This window comes from Streptomyces sp. NPDC057253 (assembly GCF_042669125.1).
In the GTDB taxonomy this organism is placed as follows: domain Bacteria; phylum Actinomycetota; class Actinomycetes; order Streptomycetales; family Streptomycetaceae; genus Streptomyces.
Genome location: NZ_JBHUXV010000044.1, coordinates 54597 through 71994, shown reverse-complemented (window position 1 = coordinate 71994; position 17398 = coordinate 54597). Strand labels below are relative to the sequence as shown.

Genomic DNA, 17398 nt, shown 5'->3' with positions numbered 1-17398 from the left:
GGGCGCCCCACCACATTCGGGGCGCCCTTCGTCGACGTACGGCCGACCGTCAGGTCTTCTTCGCCGACTCGGCCTCGTCGGTCACCTTCTCGGCGTCGTCCTCGTCGGAGTCGGCCTCGGCCTTCTCCGCACCCTCGGCCGTCTTGTCACCGTCGGCCTTGTCACCCTCGCCGTCCGTTCCGTCCGAGGCACCCGGCTCGACGATCTCCTCACGCCCGGGCCGCTTCTTCGCCGAGACCACGATGTAGGTGACGGCGAGCAGGAAGACGATGATCGCGGTCCAGACGTTGAGCCGGACCCCGAGGATGTGGTGGGCGTCGTCGATGCGCATGTACTCGATCCAGCCGCGCCCCGCGCAGTACGCGGCGACGTACAGCGCGAACGCCCGTCCGTGGCCCAGCTTGAAGCGGCGGTCCGCCCAGATGACGAGCAGGGCGACGCCGATGCACCACAGCGACTCGTACAGGAACGTCGGGTGGTAGTAGCCCGGCACCCGGCCGTCCGTCGAGGACGTGATGTGCAGGGCCCACGGCAGGTCGGTGGGCTTGCCGTACAGCTCCTGGTTGAACCAGTTGCCCCAGCGGCCGATGGCCTGCGCGAGGGCGATGCCGGGGGCGACGGCGTCGGCGTACGCGGGCAGCGGGATGCCCCGGCGCCGGCAGCCGATCCACGCGCCGAGCGCGCCGAGCGCGATCGCGCCCCAGATGCCGAGGCCGCCCTCCCAGACCTTGAAGGCGTCCACCCAGTCACGGCCCTCGCTGAAGTACAGCTCGTAGTCCGTGATCACGTGGTAGAGGCGGCCGCCGAGGAGTCCGAACGGCACGGCCCAGACAGCGATGTCGGCCACCGTGCCGACCCGCCCGCCACGAGCGACCCAGCGTTTGTTGCCGAGCCAGACGGCTACGAAGACGCCGATGATGATGCAGAACGCGTAGCCACGCAGCGGGATGGGACCGAGGTGGATCACCCCGCGCGACGGGCTGGGAATGTAGGCAAGTTCCATGGCAGGGTCGACGCTACCCTGCCCGGCCGGGCCCACGGCAGGCGGCCCGGCAACGGGTCCATAACAGGGGGACCTGAATTCCTCACCCCTTGGCGGCTTCCAGCACCTGCTGCTTCAGCTTCGCCGGGGTCATCGTCTGGTCCTGGTAGATGTTCTTGCCGTCGAGCAGGACGGTCGGGGTGCCGGAGAAGCCGCCGTTCCGGAAGGCGGCCGCGGACTTGTCCACCCAGCTGTTGTGGGTGCCCTTGTCGACGCAACCGCGGAACGCGGGGGTGTCGAGCCCGTCGACCTTCTTCGCCAGCTCGAGCAGTTTCGCGTTCTCGGCGTACTCGTCGCTGCTCTCCTCGGGCTGGTTCTCGTACAGCACGTCGTGGTACGCCGGGAACTTCCCGGCGTCCTGGGCGCAGGCCGCGGCATTGGCCGCGTTGCGGGAGCCGGTGCCGCCCATGTTGCCGTCGATGATGGTCGCCAGGTGGTACTCGACCTTGAGCTTGCCGGACCCGGTGAGCTCGTGGATGGTCGGGCGGTACGCCGCCTCGAAGGCCTTGCAGGCGGGGCAGCGGAAGTCCTCCCAGACGACGAGCGTCGACTTGGCGCCCTCCTCGCCGACCGGGATGGCGAGGCTGTCCTGGCCCTTGGCCCCCGAGGGCACCACCACCGGGCCCGAGGACTCCTTGCTGTCCTTTCCGGAGTTCGCCGCGACCACGCCGATCACCGCGGCCAGCCCCAGGACGCACACCACGCTCGCGCCCACGATCAGCACCCGGCGCCGCTTCTCCGCGGACTTCTGCTTCGCGCGCTCCTCCGCCAGCCGCTCCCGGGCGGTGCGCTTTCCCTCACGGTTCTTCTCACTCACACCCGCAGAACGAACCGGGGAGGCGCACCGCGCCTCCCCGGCCCCAGGTCCACCCGTTCGAGTGAGCGGATGTCCCGTCACGCCATGACGGGCGTACCGCCGGCCTACGCCTGTCGGCGCACGCCCTTGGCCAGCTCGGCGGCGAGTTCCCGGACGCCCTCGACACCGGCCTTGTCGTCCGGCGCGTCCAGCATCCGCTTCACGAAGGCCGAGCCGACGATCACACCGTCGGCGAAGCCGGCCACCTCGGCGGCCTGCCGCGCGTTGGAGACGCCGAGCCCGACGCAGACCGGCAGGCCCGAACCGGCACCGGCCGCCCGGGTGCGCTCGACCAGGTCCTGGGCCTGCGCCCCGACCGACTCGCGCGTGCCCGTGACACCCATCAGCGAGGCGGCGTAGACGAAGCCGCTGCCCGCCGCGGTGATCTCGGCGAGACGCGCGTCCCTGCTGCTGGGCGCGACCACGAAGACCGTGGCGAGCCCGTGCTTCTCGGCGTGCTCCCGCCACAGCGCCGACTCCTGCACCGGCAGGTCGGGCAGGATGCAGCCCGCGCCGCCGGCCTGGGCGAGCTCGGCGGTGAAGCGCTCGACGCCGTAGCGGTCGATGGGGTTCCAGTACGTCATCACGAGCACCGGCTTCCCGGTGGCCTCGTGGGCCTCCTTGACCGTGCGCATGACGTCCGCGATCTTGACGCCGCCGCGCAGGGCGATGTCGTCGGCGGTCTGGATGACGGGACCGTCCAGGACGGGGTCGCTGTGCGGCAGACCGACCTCGACGATGTCCGCGCCGCCGTCGAAGACGGCCTTGATCGCCTCGATGCCGCCGTCCACGGTCGGGAACCCGGCCGGGAGGTAGGCGATGAGCGCGGACCGGCCCTCGGCCTTGGCACCGGCGAGGGTGTCGGTCAGCAGCTGAATGTTCCCGCTCACTTGGCGTCCCCCTCGATCTCCGCGCCGGTGCCGGCCTCGTCCGCGGCGACGGCCGCGTCGGTGTCGTAGAGGCCGAAGTAGCGCGCGGCGGTGTCCATGTCCTTGTCGCCGCGGCCTGACAGGTTGACCACGATCAGCCCGTCCTTGCCGAGCTCCCGGCCGACCTCCAGGGCCCCGGCCAGCGCGTGCGCGCTCTCGATGGCCGGGATGATGCCCTCGGTGCGGGACAGCAGGCGCAGGGCCTGCATGGCCGCGTCGTCGGTGACCGCGCGGTACTCGCCGCGGCCGGAGTCCTTGAGGTAGGAGTGCTCGGGGCCGATGCCCGGGTAGTCCAGACCGGCCGAGATCGAGTACGGCTCGGTGATCTGGCCCTCCTCGTCCTGGAGGACGTAGGAGCGGGAGCCGTGCAGGATGCCGGGCTCGCCCGCGGTCAGGGTGGCCGCGTGCTCGCCGGTCTCCACACCGTGCCCGGCGGGCTCGCAGCCGATGAGGCGTACACCGGTGTCGGGGATGAAGGCGTGGAAGAGGCCGATGGCGTTGGAGCCGCCGCCGACGCAGGCGATCGCCGCGTCGGGCAGGCGCCCGGCCCGCTCCAGGAGCTGGCGGCGGGCCTCGACGCCGATCACGCGGTGGAAGTCGCGGACCATCGCCGGGAAGGGGTGCGGGCCGGCGACGGTACCAAACAGGTAGTGGGTGTGGTCGACGTTGGCAACCCAGTCGCGGAAGGCCTCGTTGATGGCGTCCTTCAGCGTACGGCTGCCGGACTTCACGGCGATGACCTCGGCGCCGAGCATGCGCATCCGGGCCACGTTGAGGGCCTGGCGCTGGGTGTCGATCTCACCCATGTAGATCGTGCACTCGAGGCCGAAGAGCGCACAGGCGGTCGCGGTGGCGACGCCGTGCTGGCCGGCGCCGGTCTCGGCGATGACGCGGGTCTTGCCCATGCGCTTGGTGAGCAGGGCCTGGCCGAGGACGTTGTTGATCTTGTGGGAGCCGGTGTGGTTGAGGTCCTCCCGCTTGAGGAAGATCCGGGCACCACCGGCGTGCTCGGCGAACCGCGGCACCTCGGTGAGGGAGCTGGGGCGGCCGGTGTAGTTCACCAGCAGGTCGTCGAGCTCGCGGGCGAACTCGGGGTCGTGCTTGGCCTTGTCGTACTCGACGGCGACCTCGTCGACGGCGGCGACGAGGGCCTCCGGGATGAACTTGCCGCCGAACGCGCCGAAGTAGCCTTCGGGGCTCGGGACCTGACCCTCCGGGTCGGGGATGAAGAACTCGCTGGGCATGGCTGAACCTCACGGTGAGTGCGTGAAAGAGACACTAAGCGCCGTGGGGGCACAGGGGATCAGACGGCCTCAGGTCGTCTGTGGCTGGTCGCGCAGTTCCCCGCGCCCCTGAGGAGTCGCCATCGACGGCCGTTCACCTGTCCGGGTTCGTCACCGATGACGTACCGCACCCTGCGACCGTGCACCCTGCGCGCGGGCGCGCGGCAACCCCGCGGGCGGCAACCGCGCGCGAGGCGCGCGTGCCGGTCCGCGGTGGTCATGGTGACAGTCATCGGGCCAACTCTAACCGGTGATCAGCCGCGCCCGTGGCGAAGTGCCGGGTGCTCGCCCGCCGCCACCAGGTCCGCGACCGCCGTCTTCGGGTCCTTGCCGGTCACCAGGGACTCGCCGACCAGGACCGCGTCGGCGCCGGCGTTGGCGTAGGCGATCAGGTCGTGGGGGCCGCGGACGCCGGACTCGGCGATCTTGACCAGGTGGGCGGGGATCTCGGGGGCGACGCGCTCGAAGGTGCCGCGGTCGACCTCGAGGGTCTTGAGGTTACGCGCGTTGACGCCGATGACCTTCGCTCCGGCGTCCACCGCGCGCTCGACCTCGTCCTCGTCATGGACCTCGACGAGCGGGGTGAGCCCGATGGACTCGGCGCGCTCGATCAGGGACTCCAGGGCGGGCTGCTCCAGGGCCGCGACGATGAGCAGCGCGAGGTCGGCGCCGTAGGCCCGGGCCTCCCAGAGCTGGTACGACGTGACGATGAAGTCCTTGCGCAGGACCGGGATGTCCACGCGCGCGCGGACGGCCTCCAGGTCGGCCAGCGAGCCGCCGAAGCGGCGCTGTTCGGTGAGGACGGAGATGACGGCCGCGCCGCCCGCCTCGTAGTCGGCGGCGAGGCCCGCCGGGTCGGCGATCGCGGCCAGCGCGCCCTTGGAGGGGCTGGAGCGCTTGACCTCGCAGATGACCTTGACGCCGTCGCCGCGGAGGGCGGCCACGCCGTCCTTGGCGGCGGGAGCCTTCGCCGCGCGCTCCTTGAGCTCGTCGAGGCTGACGCGCGCCTGCCGTTCCGCGAGGTCGGCACGGACTCCGTCGATGATCTCGTCGAGCACACTCACGCGAGCGGCCCCCTTCCAGACGGTTGACAGTTCCAGCGACCGATGAAAACAGGTGGTCACTGCGATGGTATCCGCAGGAGGGCGTAGCCCTCGCATCCGGTTGACGCCGGTCCCACTACCTGGACGTTCGCCCGTTGATCAAGGATGTAGCCAGCCACCGAACGGCAGGTTCCGGACAACCGTGAAGACCAGCAGCAACGCCCCCACCGTCCACAGGTGCACGGGCCCGAGACCGAGCCGCAGCGGCCGCCCGCGCGCCGCGCGGACCACCCAGACGGTCCACAGCAGGGCGAAGCCCAGATAGCCCACGACGGCCACGGCGTTGTCCTGGAGCGCGGCCAGGAAGTCGCCGTGGACGAAGGCGTGCGCGCTGCGCAGTCCGCCGCAGCCGGGGCAGTACAGGCCGGTGATCCGGTAGAGCGGGCAGACCGGGTAGTGGCCGGGCTGGTTGGGGTCCACGGTCCCCACGTACGCGAAGGCCCCGGCGACGGCCGCGAGGATCCCCGCCGGGACGGCCACACGTCCCCAGGGGCCGTCTGGGCGCAGCGCTCGCTGAGTGTCGGCGTTCACGTCCCGCATTGTCCCCCGCCCTCCCGTCGAACGCGTGAGGGGCGGCCCCGGCGATTCAGCCCGGCCGCCCCTTCACGAGGTGCGTGTCAGCTCTTGGCGTCCGCCGCCTCGGCCTTCGAGGTGACGAGCGGCTTGTGGGCGTCCTTGGGCATGCCCATCCCCATCGCGCTCATGATCCAGCCGATGATCCCGCCGATCACCACGATCGCCATACCGGCCCAGAACCCCGCCGGCTCGGCCATCACCATGAAGACGCCCGCGACGCAGAAACCGATGAAGGCGATAGTGACACCGGTCCAGGCGGCCGGGGTGTGACCGTGGCTGCTGCCCGCCATTGCTTGCTCCTAGGTGCTGAAGTACGTGATGTCGCGCCCATTCTTCCGTACGCAGGGGAACGATGTGTCCGGGGGTCACCGAGACGCGCCCTCCAGGGGCGCGGGGAACTGCGCGACAAGCCCCCACCGGCCCGCGGTCAAATGACAACCGCTACGCCCCCGTAGGATCCTCCCCACGATCGAGCGCCTTCCACATGTCCTCAGGCCGATCGGGATCGACGACCACAGGCTTACGACGCACCCGAGGCGCCCCGTCCCGCTCGTACCGCCCCGACATCGCAGGCCACAACCGCCCGTACCGCAGAGCCAGCAACCCGGCGAGAAGAATCAGCGCGCCCCCCACCACGGCGACATAGGGCCACGCGGTGTGCGAGAGCGCGGCGACCGTCGCCGAGGTGTCCCCGGACGCCTGCGCCGCCTGCTCGTCCAGCGCGGAAGAATCCCCCGCACCGATCAGCGCCGCCGCCACGATGCCCGCCCCGGAGAGCGCGAGCACCCCGGCGACCAGCAGCCGCCCCGCCTTGCGTACGGCGAACACGGCGACGAGCGCGGCGAGGCCCACTATGGCGAGCGCGGCCGGGACACCGGTCACGTCGCTGCCCTTGGCGGTCAGCGGAAACGCGCCGCCGGCCACCGTCGCGGTGCCCTCCGACCATCGCTGACGGGTCGCGAGCAACGCCACGGCAGCGCCCAGCGCACCGGACAGCAGTGCTACGGCGAGACTGAGGCGGCCGGCCCTGGCGGGTCCTGCGGCTTCGGAACGGGGGTGAGGTACGGCAGTCACGTACCCCACTATCACCCGAACCCCGGGCGAACGGTCACCCGGGGCTCCGTGAGAATCGCCCTACTTGCCCAAGCGGTTCGCGGTGTGCACCGCTCTGAGGACCGCCGCCGCCTTGTTCCGGCACTCGGTGTCCTCGGCGACCGGGTCGGAATCGGCGACGATGCCGGCCCCGGCCTGGACGTAGGCGGTGCCGTCCCTGAGCAGTGCCGTACGGATGGCGATGGCGGTGTCGGAGTCGCCGGCGAAGTCGAGGTAGCCGACGCAGCCGCCGTACAACCCGCGCCGGGACGGCTCGAGTTCGTCGATGATCTGCATCGCGCGGGGCTTCGGCGCCCCGGAGAGGGTGCCGGCCGGGAAGCAGGCCGTCAGGACGTCGAAGGCGGTGCGGCCCTCGGCGACCTTGCCGGTGACCGTCGAGACGATGTGCATGACGTGGGAGTACCGCTCGACGGACATGAAGTCGACGACCTCCACCGAGCCGGGCTCGCAGACCCGCCCCAAATCGTTGCGCCCCAGGTCGACGAGCATGAGGTGCTCGGCGCGCTCCTTCGGGTCGGCGAGCAGCTCGTCGGCGAGGGCCTGGTCCTCCTGCGGGGTCGCCCCGCGCCAGCGGGTGCCGGCGATGGGGTGGACCATGGCATGTCCGTCCTCGACCTTGACGAGGGCCTCGGGGGACGAGCCCACGACGTCGAAGCCGTCGAAGCGGAACAGGTACATGTACGGCGACGGGTTGGTGGCCCTGAGGACCCGGTAGACGTCCAGCGCGCTCGCGGTGCACGGGGTCTCGAAGCGCTGGGAGGGGACGACCTGGAAGGCCTCGCCGGCCCGGATGCGCTCCTTGATGTCCTCGACGGCCGCCTGGAAGTCCGGGCCGCCCCACAGCGCGGTGTACTCGGGGAGCTCGGACGGCGGGAGGACGGCCGGGGGCTGCGCGACCGCGCGCGTGAGGTCGGCCTCCATGGCGTCGAGGCGGGCCACGGCGTCGGCGTAGGCCTCGTCGACGCCGGTGTCCAGGTCGTTGTGGTTGATCGCGTTGGCGATCAGCAGGACCGAGCCCTCCCAGTGGTCCATGACCGCGAGGTCGCTGGTCAGGAGCATGGTCAGCTCGGGGAGCTTCAGGTCGTCGCGCTCGCCGGGGCCGATCTTCTCCAGGCGGCGGACGATGTCGTAGCCGAGATAGCCGACCATGCCGCCGGTGAAGGGCGGCAGGCCCTCCTGGTGCGGGGTGTGCAGGGTCTCGATGGTGGCGCGCAGGGCGGCGAGCGGGTCGCCGTCGACGGGGACGCCGACCGGTGGGGTGCCGAGCCAGTGGGCCTGGCCGTCCCGGGCGGTCAGGGTGGCGGCGGAGCGGACGCCGACGAAGGAGTACCGGGACCACGAGCGGCCGTTCTCCGCGGACTCCAGCAGGAAGGTGCCGGGGCGCTCGGCGGCGAGCTTGCGGTAGAGCGCGACGGGGGTGTCGCCGTCGGCGAGGAGCTTGCGCGTGACCGGGATGACGCGCCGGTCGGTGGCGAGCTTGCGGAAGGTCTCGAGGTCCATGGCGGCTGACCTTACTGATCCGAGGGGGCGGCACCGGAATCGGCGCCGTCCTTGAGGAGGACGTCGGCGTCGAAGCAGGTCCGCGCGCCGGTGTGGCAGGCGGCGCCGACCTGGTCCACCTTCACCAGCACGGTGTCGGCGTCGCAGTCCAGGGCGACGGACCTGACCCACTGGTAGTGGCCCGAGGTGTCGCCCTTGACCCAGTACTCCCGGCGGCTGCGCGACCAGTAGGTGCAGCGGCCGGTGGTCAGCGTGCGGTGCAGCGCCTCGTCGTCCATCCAGCCGAGCATGAGCACCTCACCGGTGTCGTACTGCTGGGCGATGGCGGGGACGAGCCCGTCGGCGCTGCGCTTGAGGCGCGCGGCGATCTCCGGGTCGAGACTGCTGCTGGGCGGGGGCGTGCTGGTCATGGGTGCCATTGTGCCGCGCGCCACTGACAGTGACCGTGCGGTGTCCACTGGGCGGACCTGCCGGGCGGTCGTAGGCTGACTGCATGTCGACTTTCGCCAAGCGTGAACGACTTCTCCTCGCCGACCTGTTGGAGGCCGAGGGTCCGGACGCCCCCACTCTCTGCGAGGGCTGGCTCACCCGGGATCTCGCGGCGCACGTGGTGGTGCGCGAGCGCCGTCCCGACGCGGCGGGCGGTCTGCTGATCAAGCAGCTCGCGTCCCGCCTGGACCGGGTGATGACCGAGTTCTCCGAGAAGCCCTACGAGGAACTGATCCAGCTGATCCGCACCGGCCCGCCGCGGTTCTCCCCCTTCCAGCTCAAGCAGGTCGAGGAGCTGTCGAACACGGTGGAGTTCTACGTCCACACGGAGGACGTCCGCCGCGCCCGCCCCGACTGGACGCCCCGCGAACTGGACCCGGTCTTCCAGGACACCCTGTGGTCCCGCCTGGAGCGCACCGCCCGCCTGATGGGCCGCAGCGTCCCCACCGGCCTGGTACTGCGCCGCCCGAACGGCCAGACAGCGGTGGCCCACCGAGGCACCCCGGTCGTGACGGCAACAGGCGAACCGTCAGAACTGCTGCTCTTCCTGTACGGCCGCCAGAGCGCGGCCAAGGTGGACCTGGAGGGCGACAAGGACGCCATCGCCAAGCTCCACGAGGCAAAGGAACTCGGCATCTGACGGCTCGGGCTCACCGGGCCGGGAGTCCAGCTGCGCTGGGTGGTCGGGGCCCTCACGTGGGGAGTTCGGCGCGGCGCAGGTTTCGGGCGCAGAGTGCGACGAGGGCGCCGAGGCCGCACACCGCCGCGCTGGTCACGAAGACCGGGACGGTGCCCCAGGCGCCGATCGCGGCGGCGGACAGCGGCATGCTGAGCGGTGCGAAGCCGAGGCTGACCAGGGAGGCCACGGCGGTGACGCGGCCCAGGTAGGCGGGGTCCGCCTGGGTCTGGAGCAGAGCACCGCACAGGGCGCCGCTGAGTCCGGCGAGCAGCCCGATCAGCAGGGCGACTCCGGCGGCCGCGACGACACCCGGGACGAAGGCCAGGGCGCCGATCGCGACCGCTCCGCCGAGGCAGGCGTACACCATCACGTGCCCGGCGTGCGGCACGCGCCCGCGTACGGCCAGCAGCAGCGAGGCGCAGCCGGCCCCGACCCCGAACCCGCCCAGCACCCAGCCCATCCCGGCGGCGCCCCAGCCGCGCTCCTCGGCGAGCAGCGTCAGCCCGACGTTGAGCGGCCCGACGAAGCCGAGGTCCCCGAGAGCGATGGCCAGCATCAGCGGGGCGAGGACAGGATGCCGTCGGATGTACCGAAGCCCGACACACAGGTCGTCCCAGGCCCCGCCCACGACGGCCTTGCCGCCGGCCTTCCCGTCGCGGGCACCCATGACGCCGGCCACCTCTGCACCGCCCTCGCCCCCCACCGTCCCGCCGTCGGCCTCCCTGTCGTCCGCAGGCAGCTCCCGTATCCGCACGGACACCAGCAGCGGCACCGATATCGCGATCAGCACCCCCGCGAAGGCGAACGCGGCCGCCGCTCCCCCGACCGCCACCGCGAGGCCGCCGAGCGGGCCCCCGACGACGCTCGCGAAGCGAATGCCGAGCCCTCGCATGCCCTGCACGCGCGCGAGTTGCCCGCGGCTCGTCACACGCGCGGGGAGGGCCCCCACGGCTGGCATGAACACGGCGTCGACGATCCCGAACACGAGCGCCAGCAGGGCCAGTACCCACAGGCCAGGAGCGGCGAGGAACAGCAGAGCCGCCACCGCGAGCACCGCCGCGCAGCGCACCGCGTCACTGCCGATGACCACCCTGCGCGGCCCGAGCCGGTCGGCGATCACTCCGCCGCCCAGCATCAGCAGGGCTCGCGGCAGCGCGCTGACCGACATCACGACCCCGGCCTGCGCGGGTGTGCCGGACTGGACGGCCGCCCAGGACAGCGCGATGTAGTACACGCTGTCGCCGGTCATCGAGGCGGTGTAGGCGGCGAGCCAGCGCAGGACGTTGCCGTCGCGGTGGGCGGGCGTGTCGACGACGTGGGCCAGGGACAAGGGGACGTTGGTCGTGGAAGTCGTGGAGGTCACTGCCGGGGCCCTCTCGGAGATCAGACGCGGAACGGGAAGCCGTACACGTGCAGCGCGACGTTCTCGCGCCCCTCGGTCTCGCCCGCGGCCTCGGCGGCCCGGCCCTTCTCGTCGTACTTCCTCGCGAGGGCGAGCAACTCCTCGCGCAGCTCGTCCAGTTCGCCGGCCGTCAACCGCAGCAGCGACTCGCTGTCCGGGGCGGCCGCGTTCCACTCGGCGCTCCAGGTGGGCCGTTCGTCGAGGTAGCGGCGGTACATGTCGGCGCGCTGCTCGTGGAAGAGCCGGGTGGCCGCCAGGTGGGCCGCCGCCCGCTCCGGCGCGTCCCGGAAGTCCCGGTCGCGGATGCTCACGCCCTCGGACGAGGGCTGCCACCAGCGCTCCCGGCCGTCCCCGCTCTGCGCCTCGGCCTCCTCGATCAGCCCGTGCTCGGCCAGCTTGCGCAAGTGGTAGCTGACCAGGGACACGGCCTCGTCGACCTGGTCGGCGAGGTGCGAGGCCGTGGCGGTGCCGGCCACGCACAGCCCGCGGTACAGCTGCATCCGCAAGGGGTGGGCCAGGGCCTTGAGCGTGCCGAGGTCGGTGATGGGGCGGTTCTGCTCGCGTGGCATGCCCTCACCGTAGACGCGAAAGAAAAGTTGCACAACATATGTTGCGCAACTTTCCTTTCGCACTTTGCCGATGACGTCAGCCGGTGATGTCCGCCAGTGAGGAACCCGCTCAGCGAACGGGGTGCCCCGCCCCCCGCAGCGTCTCCTTCACCTCGCCGATCCTCAGATCGCCGAAGTGGAAGACCGAGGCCGCCAGGACCGCGTCCGCGCCCGCTCCGATGGCCGGTGGGAAGTGGTCCAGTCTGCCCGCGCCGCCGGAGGCGATCAGGGGGACCGTCACGTGCTTGCGGACGGCCTGGATCATCTCGATGTCGTAGCCGTCCTTGGTGCCGTCCGCGTCCATCGAGTTGAGCAGGATCTCGCCTGCGCCCAGTTCGGCGGCCCGGTGGGCCCACTCGACGGCGTCGATGCCGGTGCCCTTGCGGCCGCCGTGGGTCGTCACCTCGAAGGAACCCGACTCGGTGCGTCGGGCGTCCACCGACAGGACCAGCACCTGACGGCCGAAACGCTCGGCGATCTCGCGGATCAGGTCCGGGCGGGCGATGGCCGCGGTGTTCACGCCCACCTTGTCCGCACCCGCCCGCAGCAGCTTGTCCACGTCCTCGGCCGTGCGGACACCGCCGCCGACCGTGAGCGGGATGAAGACCTGCTCGGCGGTGCGGCGCACCACGTCGTAGGTGGTCTCGCGGTTGCCCGACGAGGCGGTGATGTCCAGGAACGTGAGCTCGTCGGCGCCCTCGGCGTCGTACACCTTGGCCATCTCGACGGGGTCGCCCGCGTCGCGCAGGTTCTGGAAGTTGACGCCCTTGACGACCCGGCCGTTGTCCACGTCCAGACAGGGGATGACTCGTACGGCGAGGGTCATGCTGTGGCTCCTCGGAACGCCTCCACCTCGACCTCGACGACCAGGCTGGGGTCCACGAAGCCGGAGACGATGATCAGGGACGCGGCGGGCCGGACGGCGTCGAACAGCTCCTTGTGAGCACGTCCGACCTCGTCGACGTCGCGCGCGTGGGTGATGTACAGGCGCGTCCGCACCACGTCGTCCCGGCCGAGCCCCAGCTCCCCCAGCGCCGCGAACGCGACGTCGAAGGCGTTGACGGTCTGTTCGTACGGGTCGCCCGCGACGATCTCGCCGTCGACCACCGAGGTGCAGCCAGAGACCAGCACCAGGCCGTTCGGGAGTTCCACCGCGCGGGAGTACCCGAAGGTCTCCTCCCAGGGCGCACCGGTCGTGACGCGTCGCAGATCGCTCACTGAGCCACCGCCTCCAAGGCCTCTTCCAGGGTGAACGCCTTCGCGTACAGCGCCTTCCCGACGATGGCCCCCTCGACACCGAGGGGCACCAGTTCGGCGATGGCCCGCAGGTCGTCCAGCGAGGACACCCCGCCGGAGGCGACCACCGGGCGGTCGGTCGCCGCGCACACATTGCGCAGCAGCTCCAGGTTGGGGCCCTGGAGCGTGCCGTCCTTGGCGATGTCGGTGACGACGTAGCGCGCGCAGCCCTCCTTGTCGAGCCGCTCCAGCGCCTCGTAGAGGTCGCCGCCCTCGCTGGTCCAGCCGCGGCCCTTGAGCGTCGTACCGCGGACGTCGAGACCGACCGCGATCTTGTCGCCGTGCTCGGCGATGACCTTGGCGACCCACTCCGGGCTCTCCAGGGCGGCCGTACCGAGGTTCACGCGGGTGCAGCCGGTGGCGAGCGCGGCGGCCAGGGAGGCGTCGTCGCGGATGCCGCCGGACAGCTCCACCTTGATGTCCATGGCCTCGGTGACCTGCCGGACCAGCTCGCGGTTGTCGCCGGTGCCGAAGGCCGCGTCCAGGTCGACCAGGTGCAGCCACTCGGCGCCCGACCGCTGCCAGGACAGGGCGGCCTCCAGCGGGGAGCCGTACGAGGTCTCCGTGCCGGACTCGCCGTGCACGAGGCGGACGGCCTGGCCGTCGCGGACGTCGACGGCGGGCAGGAGTTCGAGCCGGGAGAGCTTCGAGGGCATCAGAGGGTTCCGATCCAGTTCTTCAACAGCTGCGCACCGGCGTCGCCGGACTTCTCGGGGTGGAACTGCGTGGCCCACAGGGCGCCGTTCTCCACGGCGGCCACGAAGGGCTTGCCGTGCGTCGACCAGGTGACCTTCGGCGCGGTCATCGCCTTGTTGTGGGTCTCCAGCGACCAGTCGTGGACGGCGTAGGAGTGCACGAAGTAGAAGCGGGCGTCCGCGTCGAGCCCTGCGAAGAGCTGGGAGTCGGCCGGCGCGTCGACGGTGTTCCAGCCCATGTGGGGCACGACGTCGGCCTGGAGCGGCTCGACCGAGCCGGGCCACTCGTCGAGGCCCTCGGACTCCACGCCGTGCTCGATGCCGCGCGCGAAGAGGATCTGCATGCCGACGCAGATGCCCATGACCGGGCGCCCGCCGGACAGCCGGCGGTCGATGATCCAGTCGCCGCGCGCCTCGTGCAGCCCCTTCATGCAGGCGGCGAAGGCGCCGACACCCGGCACGAGCAGACCGTCGGCGTTCATGGCCTTGTCGTAGTCGCGCGTTATCTCGACCTCGGCACCCGCGCGCGCGAGGGCACGCTCGGCGGACCGCACGTTGCCGAAGCCGTAGTCGAAGACGACCACACGCTTGGAGTCGCTCAACTCCACACCTCCAGCCTCATGACACCGGCGACCAGACACATGCCGGCGGCGATGGAGAGCAGGACGATCAGGCTCTTGGGCATCTGCTGCTTGACGAAGGAGTAGATGCCGCCGGCCAGGAAGAGGCCGACGACGATCAGGAGGGTCGACAGGCCGTTCACAGCGCGCCCTTCGTGGAGGGGAGGATGCCGGCCGCGCGCGGGTCGCGCTCGGAGGCGTACCGCAGGGCCCGGGCCAGCGCCTTGAACTGGCACTCCACGATGTGGTGCGCGTTGCGCCCGTAGGGCACGTGCACGTGCAGCGCGATCTGGGCCTGGGCGACGAAGGACTCCAGGATGTGCCGGGTCATCGTGGTGTCGTACTCGCCGATCATCGGCGCCATGTTCTCGGGCTCGGTGTGCACGAGGTAGGGGCGGCCGCTGAGGTCCACCGTCACCTGGGCGAGGGACTCGTCCAGCGGGACCGTGCAGTTGCCGAAGCGGTAGATGCCCACCTTGTCGCCGAGCGCCTGCTTGAAGGCGGCGCCGAGGGCGAGGGCGGTGTCCTCGATGGTGTGGTGCGAGTCGATGTGCAGGTCGCCCTCGGTCTTGACGGTGAGGTCGAACAGACCGTGCCGGCCGAGCTGGTCGAGCATGTGGTCGTAGAAGCCGACGCCTGTCGACACCTCGACCTTGCCGGACCCGTCGAGATCGATCTCGACGAGAACGGACGTCTCCTTGGTGACTCGCTCCACGCGTCCCACGCGGCTCATGTGCTCTGCTCCTTCGGGGGTGTGGGGGTGTCCCCCACAAGACACTGCAACTCACGGACCGCGTCGAGGAACGCGTCGTTCTCTTCGGGGGTGCCGGCGGAGACCCGCAGCCACCCCGGAATGCCGTTGTCCCGGACCAGGACGCCCCGGTCGAGGATCTTCTGCCAGGCCGCGTGCGAACCGCCCTCGTCGTCGAAGCGCCCGAACTGCACGAAGTTCGCGTCCGACTCCACGACCTCGAAGCCGATCGCCCGCAGCTCGCTCACCAGCCGGTCCCGCTCGGCCTTCAGCTGCTCGACGTACTTCAGCAGGGTGCCGGTGTGCTCCAGCGCGGCCAGCGCGGTCGCCTGTGTGACGGCCGACAGGTGGTAGGGCAGCCGTACGAGCTGCACGGCGTCCACGACCGCCGGGTGGGCGGCGAGATAGCCGAGGCGCAGACCGGCCGCCCCGAACGCCTTGGACATGGTCCGCGAGATGACGAGATGCGGCCGCCCCTCGATGAGCGGCAGCAGCGAGTCGCCGTGGCTGAACTCGATGTAGGCCTCGTCGACCACCACCATGGACGGCTTCGCCGCCTGCGCGGCCTCGTAGAGCGCGAGGACCGTCTCGGGCGGGACCGCGTTGCCCGTCGGGTTGTTCGGGGTCGTGATGAAGACGACGTCCGGCTTCCGCGCGGCGATCGCCGCCGCGGCCGCCTCGACGTCGATCGTGAAGTCCTCGTTGCGGGGACCCGAGATCCAGCCGGTGCCGGTGCCGCGCGAGATGAGCGCGTGCATCGAGTACGACGGCTCGAAGCCGATCGCCGTACGGCCCGGTCCGCCGAAGGTCTGGAGCAGCTGCTGGAGGACCTCGTTGGAGCCGTTGGCCGCCCAGACGTTGGCCAGGCCCACCTCGTACCCGGAGGTGTCGGTCAGGTACTCGGCGAGCCGGGTGCGCAGCTCGACGGCGTCCCGGTCCGGGTAGCGGTTGAGGTCGCGGGCGGCCTCGCGGACACGCTCGGCGATGCGCTCGACCAGCGGCTCGGGCAGTCGGTAGGGGTTCTCGTTGGTGTTCAGCCGTACGGGGACGTCCAACTGGGGCGCGCCGTAGGGGGACTTGCCGCGCAGCTCGTCCCGTACGGGGAGATCGTCGATTCCGAAAGTCACTTACCAGGCACCTTCCACCCGAACCGGGCCTTGATCGCCGCCCCGTGGGCCGGCAGGTCCTCCGCCTCCGCCAGCGTGACCACGTGGTGCGCGACCTCGGCCAGCGCGTCCTTCGTGTAGTCGACGATGTGGATGCCGCGCAGGAAGGACTGGACGGACAGCCCGGAGGAGTGGCAGGCGCAGCCGCCGGTCGGGAGCACGTGGTTGGACCCGGCCGCGTAGTCGCCGAGGGAGACCGGCGCCCAGGGCCCGATGAAGATCGCGCCGGCGTTGCGCACCCGGTCGGCCACGGCGGCCGCGTCCGCGGTCTGGATCTCCAGGTGCTCGGCGCCGTACGCGTTGACGACCCTGAGGCCCTCGTCGATGCCGTCGACCAGGACGATCGCGGACTGCCTGCCCCCCAGGGCGGGCACGATCCGGTCCTCGATGTGCCGGGTGGCCGCGACCTGCGGCTCCAGCTCCTTCTCGACCGCGTCCGCGAGCTCGACCGAGTCGGTGACCAGGACCGCGGCGGCCAGCGGGTCGTGCTCGGCCTGGCTGATCAGGTCGGAGGCGACGTGCACCGGGTCGGCGGTGGAGTCCGCGAGCACCGCGATCTCGGTCGGGCCGGCCTCGGCGTCGATACCGATCCTGCCGGTGAAGTAGCGCTTGGCGGCGGCGACCCAGATGTTGCCGGGCCCGGTGACCATGTCGGCGGGCGGGCAGGACTCGGTGCCGTGCGCGAACATCGCGACGGCCGTGGCGCCACCGGCGGCGTAGACCTCGTCGACGCCGAGCAGCGCGCAGGCCGCGAGGATCGTGGGGTGCGGGAGGCCGTCGAACTCGGCCTGCGCCGGGGAGGCGAGGGCGATGGACTCGACGCCGGCCTCCTGGGCGGGCACCACGTTCATGATCACGGAGGACGGGTAGACGGACCGGCCGCCGGGCGCGTACAGCCCGACCCGGTCGACCGGCACCCACTTCTCGGTCACGCTGCCGCCCGGCACGACCTGGGTGGTGTGGGTGCCGCGGCGCTGCTCGCGGTGGACGAGACGGGCGCGGCGGATGGACTCCTCCAGGGCCGCGCGCACGGCGGGGTCGAGCTCTTCGAGCGCCTTTTCGAGCGCGGCCGCGGGCACCCGCACCCGGTCCAGCTTCACCCCGTCGAACTTCTCGGCGAAGTCGATCAGCGCCGCGTCGCCCCGATGATGCACGGCCTCGCAGATCGGACGCACCTTCTCCAGGGCGGCCGAGACGTCGAAGTCGGCTCGGGGCAGCAGGTCGCGCAGGGCGGGACCCTCGGGGAGGGCGTCGCCGCGCAGATCGATTCGGGAGATCACGGACCCAATT

At 71.4% G+C, this 17398-nt stretch carries 22 protein-coding genes; 1 reads left to right on the top strand and 21 read right to left on the bottom strand.

The features are described 5' to 3' along the window. Positions 1-49: 49 nt before the first annotated feature. From lgt to hisI, 11 genes are all read right to left on the bottom strand, one after another. Complete coding sequence (gene lgt, locus ACFULQ_RS24150; RefSeq protein WP_383547061.1) at positions 50-1003, bottom strand: prolipoprotein diacylglyceryl transferase; 954 nt, start codon at positions 1001-1003, stop codon at positions 50-52. An 82-nt stretch (positions 1004-1085) separates the two neighbouring features. Next, positions 1086-1859, bottom strand: a complete 774-nt coding sequence (locus ACFULQ_RS24145) for a thioredoxin domain-containing protein (protein ID WP_383547059.1) — start codon at positions 1857-1859, stop codon at positions 1086-1088. A 104-nt stretch (positions 1860-1963) separates the two neighbouring features. Continuing rightward, positions 1964-2788: a tryptophan synthase subunit alpha gene (trpA, locus tag ACFULQ_RS24140; RefSeq protein WP_383547057.1), complete on the bottom strand. Its 825-nt coding sequence runs from the start codon at positions 2786-2788 to the stop codon at positions 1964-1966. Then, positions 2785-4071 carry a tryptophan synthase subunit beta gene (gene trpB / locus ACFULQ_RS24135; protein ID WP_383547055.1) on the bottom strand — a complete coding sequence of 429 codons (1287 nt, stop codon included), beginning with the start codon at positions 4069-4071 and terminating at the stop codon, positions 2785-2787. The genes trpA and trpB overlap by 4 nt, the downstream gene beginning before the upstream one ends. Before the next feature lie 59 nt (positions 4072-4130). Then, positions 4131-4343 (bottom strand): tryptophan biosynthesis modulator TrpM, encoded by a 213-nt coding sequence (gene trpM / locus ACFULQ_RS24130; RefSeq protein ID WP_383547053.1) that lies wholly within the window; start codon positions 4341-4343, stop codon positions 4131-4133. Positions 4344-4364: 21 nt separating this feature from the next. Then, a complete protein-coding gene (trpC, locus tag ACFULQ_RS24125; protein ID WP_383547051.1) occupies positions 4365-5174 on the bottom strand; it encodes an indole-3-glycerol phosphate synthase TrpC in 810 nt (269 codons plus the stop codon). 138 nt (positions 5175-5312) lie between these two features. Next, entirely contained in the window at positions 5313-5753 is a 441-nt protein-coding gene (locus tag ACFULQ_RS24120) for a DUF2752 domain-containing protein (protein ID WP_383547049.1), read from the bottom strand. 77 nt (positions 5754-5830) lie between these two features. Beyond that, complete coding sequence (locus tag ACFULQ_RS24115; protein WP_383547047.1) at positions 5831-6079, bottom strand: HGxxPAAW family protein; 249 nt, start codon at positions 6077-6079, stop codon at positions 5831-5833. Positions 6080-6230: 151 nt separating this feature from the next. Beyond that, positions 6231-6872, bottom strand: a complete 642-nt coding sequence (locus tag ACFULQ_RS24110; protein ID WP_383547045.1) for a TIGR02234 family membrane protein — start codon at positions 6870-6872, stop codon at positions 6231-6233. A 51-nt stretch (positions 6873-6923) separates the two neighbouring features. Next, positions 6924-8402, bottom strand: a complete 1479-nt coding sequence (locus tag ACFULQ_RS24105; RefSeq protein WP_383547043.1) for an anthranilate synthase component I — start codon at positions 8400-8402, stop codon at positions 6924-6926. 11 nt (positions 8403-8413) lie between these two features. Further along, positions 8414-8812, bottom strand: a complete 399-nt coding sequence (hisI, locus tag ACFULQ_RS24100; protein WP_383547041.1) for a phosphoribosyl-AMP cyclohydrolase — start codon at positions 8810-8812, stop codon at positions 8414-8416. Between the two features lie 83 nt (positions 8813-8895). Here hisI and ACFULQ_RS24095 point away from each other — a divergent pair, with 83 nt between their 5' ends. Further along, entirely contained in the window at positions 8896-9531 is a 636-nt protein-coding gene (locus ACFULQ_RS24095; RefSeq protein ID WP_383547039.1) for a TIGR03085 family metal-binding protein, read from the top strand. A gap of 52 nt (positions 9532-9583) precedes the next feature. On the opposite strand, the gene ACFULQ_RS24090 is transcribed toward ACFULQ_RS24095, so the two are convergent. The 10 genes from ACFULQ_RS24090 to hisD form a co-directional block, all read right to left on the bottom strand. Next, positions 9584-10933 carry an MFS transporter gene (locus tag ACFULQ_RS24090; RefSeq protein ID WP_383547038.1) on the bottom strand — a complete coding sequence of 450 codons (1350 nt, stop codon included), beginning with the start codon at positions 10931-10933 and terminating at the stop codon, positions 9584-9586. 20 nt (positions 10934-10953) lie between these two features. Continuing rightward, positions 10954-11541 carry an ArsR/SmtB family transcription factor gene (locus ACFULQ_RS24085; protein WP_383547037.1) on the bottom strand — a complete coding sequence of 196 codons (588 nt, stop codon included), beginning with the start codon at positions 11539-11541 and terminating at the stop codon, positions 10954-10956. Positions 11542-11650: 109 nt separating this feature from the next. Then, positions 11651-12406, bottom strand: coding sequence for an imidazole glycerol phosphate synthase subunit HisF (hisF, locus tag ACFULQ_RS24080; RefSeq protein WP_383547035.1), 756 nt, complete (start codon positions 12404-12406; stop codon positions 11651-11653). Further along, on the bottom strand, positions 12403-12798 hold the full coding sequence (locus tag ACFULQ_RS24075; RefSeq protein ID WP_383547034.1) for a RidA family protein: 396 nt from the start codon (positions 12796-12798) through the stop codon (positions 12403-12405). The genes hisF and ACFULQ_RS24075 overlap by 4 nt, the downstream gene beginning before the upstream one ends. After that, entirely contained in the window at positions 12795-13532 is a 738-nt protein-coding gene (priA, locus tag ACFULQ_RS24070) for a bifunctional 1-(5-phosphoribosyl)-5-((5-phosphoribosylamino)methylideneamino)imidazole-4-carboxamide isomerase/phosphoribosylanthranilate isomerase PriA (RefSeq protein ID WP_383547033.1), read from the bottom strand. Before priA ends, ACFULQ_RS24075 begins: the two co-directional genes overlap by 4 nt. Next, entirely contained in the window at positions 13532-14173 is a 642-nt protein-coding gene (gene hisH / locus ACFULQ_RS24065) for an imidazole glycerol phosphate synthase subunit HisH (RefSeq protein WP_383547031.1), read from the bottom strand. Before hisH ends, priA begins: the two co-directional genes overlap by 1 nt. Further along, the gene (locus ACFULQ_RS24060) at positions 14170-14334 is read right to left on the bottom strand and encodes a hypothetical protein (RefSeq protein WP_185092791.1); all 165 of its coding nucleotides are present in this window, start codon (positions 14332-14334) and stop codon (positions 14170-14172) included. The genes hisH and ACFULQ_RS24060 overlap by 4 nt, the downstream gene beginning before the upstream one ends. Then, complete coding sequence (gene hisB, locus ACFULQ_RS24055) at positions 14331-14924, bottom strand: imidazoleglycerol-phosphate dehydratase HisB (RefSeq protein WP_007381383.1); 594 nt, start codon at positions 14922-14924, stop codon at positions 14331-14333. The genes ACFULQ_RS24060 and hisB overlap by 4 nt, the downstream gene beginning before the upstream one ends. Continuing rightward, positions 14921-16069: a histidinol-phosphate transaminase gene (locus ACFULQ_RS24050; RefSeq protein ID WP_383547029.1), complete on the bottom strand. Its 1149-nt coding sequence runs from the start codon at positions 16067-16069 to the stop codon at positions 14921-14923. The genes hisB and ACFULQ_RS24050 overlap by 4 nt, the downstream gene beginning before the upstream one ends. After that, a complete protein-coding gene (gene hisD / locus ACFULQ_RS24045; protein ID WP_383547027.1) occupies positions 16066-17388 on the bottom strand; it encodes a histidinol dehydrogenase in 1323 nt (440 codons plus the stop codon). Before hisD ends, ACFULQ_RS24050 begins: the two co-directional genes overlap by 4 nt. Positions 17389-17398: the final 10 nt, after the last annotated feature.

Coding starts and splice junctions, on each gene's coding strand:
- trpB (WP_383547055.1), bottom strand. CDS start 4,071: ATGCCCAGCGAGTTCTTCATCCCCGACCCGGAGGGTCAGGTCCCGAGC.
- ACFULQ_RS24085 (WP_383547037.1), bottom strand. CDS start 11,541: ATGCCACGCGAGCAGAACCGCCCCATCACCGACCTCGGCACGCTCAAG.
- lgt (WP_383547061.1), bottom strand. CDS start 1,003: ATGGAACTTGCCTACATTCCCAGCCCGTCGCGCGGGGTGATCCACCTC.
- ACFULQ_RS24095 (WP_383547039.1), top strand. CDS start 8,896: ATGTCGACTTTCGCCAAGCGTGAACGACTTCTCCTCGCCGACCTGTTG.
- ACFULQ_RS24120 (WP_383547049.1), bottom strand. CDS start 5,753: ATGCGGGACGTGAACGCCGACACTCAGCGAGCGCTGCGCCCAGACGGC.
- hisB (WP_007381383.1), bottom strand. CDS start 14,924: ATGAGCCGCGTGGGACGCGTGGAGCGAGTCACCAAGGAGACGTCCGTT.
- ACFULQ_RS24115 (WP_383547047.1), bottom strand. CDS start 6,079: ATGGCGGGCAGCAGCCACGGTCACACCCCGGCCGCCTGGACCGGTGTC.
- priA (WP_383547033.1), bottom strand. CDS start 13,532: ATGCCCTCGAAGCTCTCCCGGCTCGAACTCCTGCCCGCCGTCGACGTC.
- hisI (WP_383547041.1), bottom strand. CDS start 8,812: ATGACCAGCACGCCCCCGCCCAGCAGCAGTCTCGACCCGGAGATCGCC.
- ACFULQ_RS24105 (WP_383547043.1), bottom strand. CDS start 8,402: ATGGACCTCGAGACCTTCCGCAAGCTCGCCACCGACCGGCGCGTCATC.
- trpM (WP_383547053.1), bottom strand. CDS start 4,343: ATGACTGTCACCATGACCACCGCGGACCGGCACGCGCGCCTCGCGCGC.
- hisF (WP_383547035.1), bottom strand. CDS start 12,406: ATGACCCTCGCCGTACGAGTCATCCCCTGTCTGGACGTGGACAACGGC.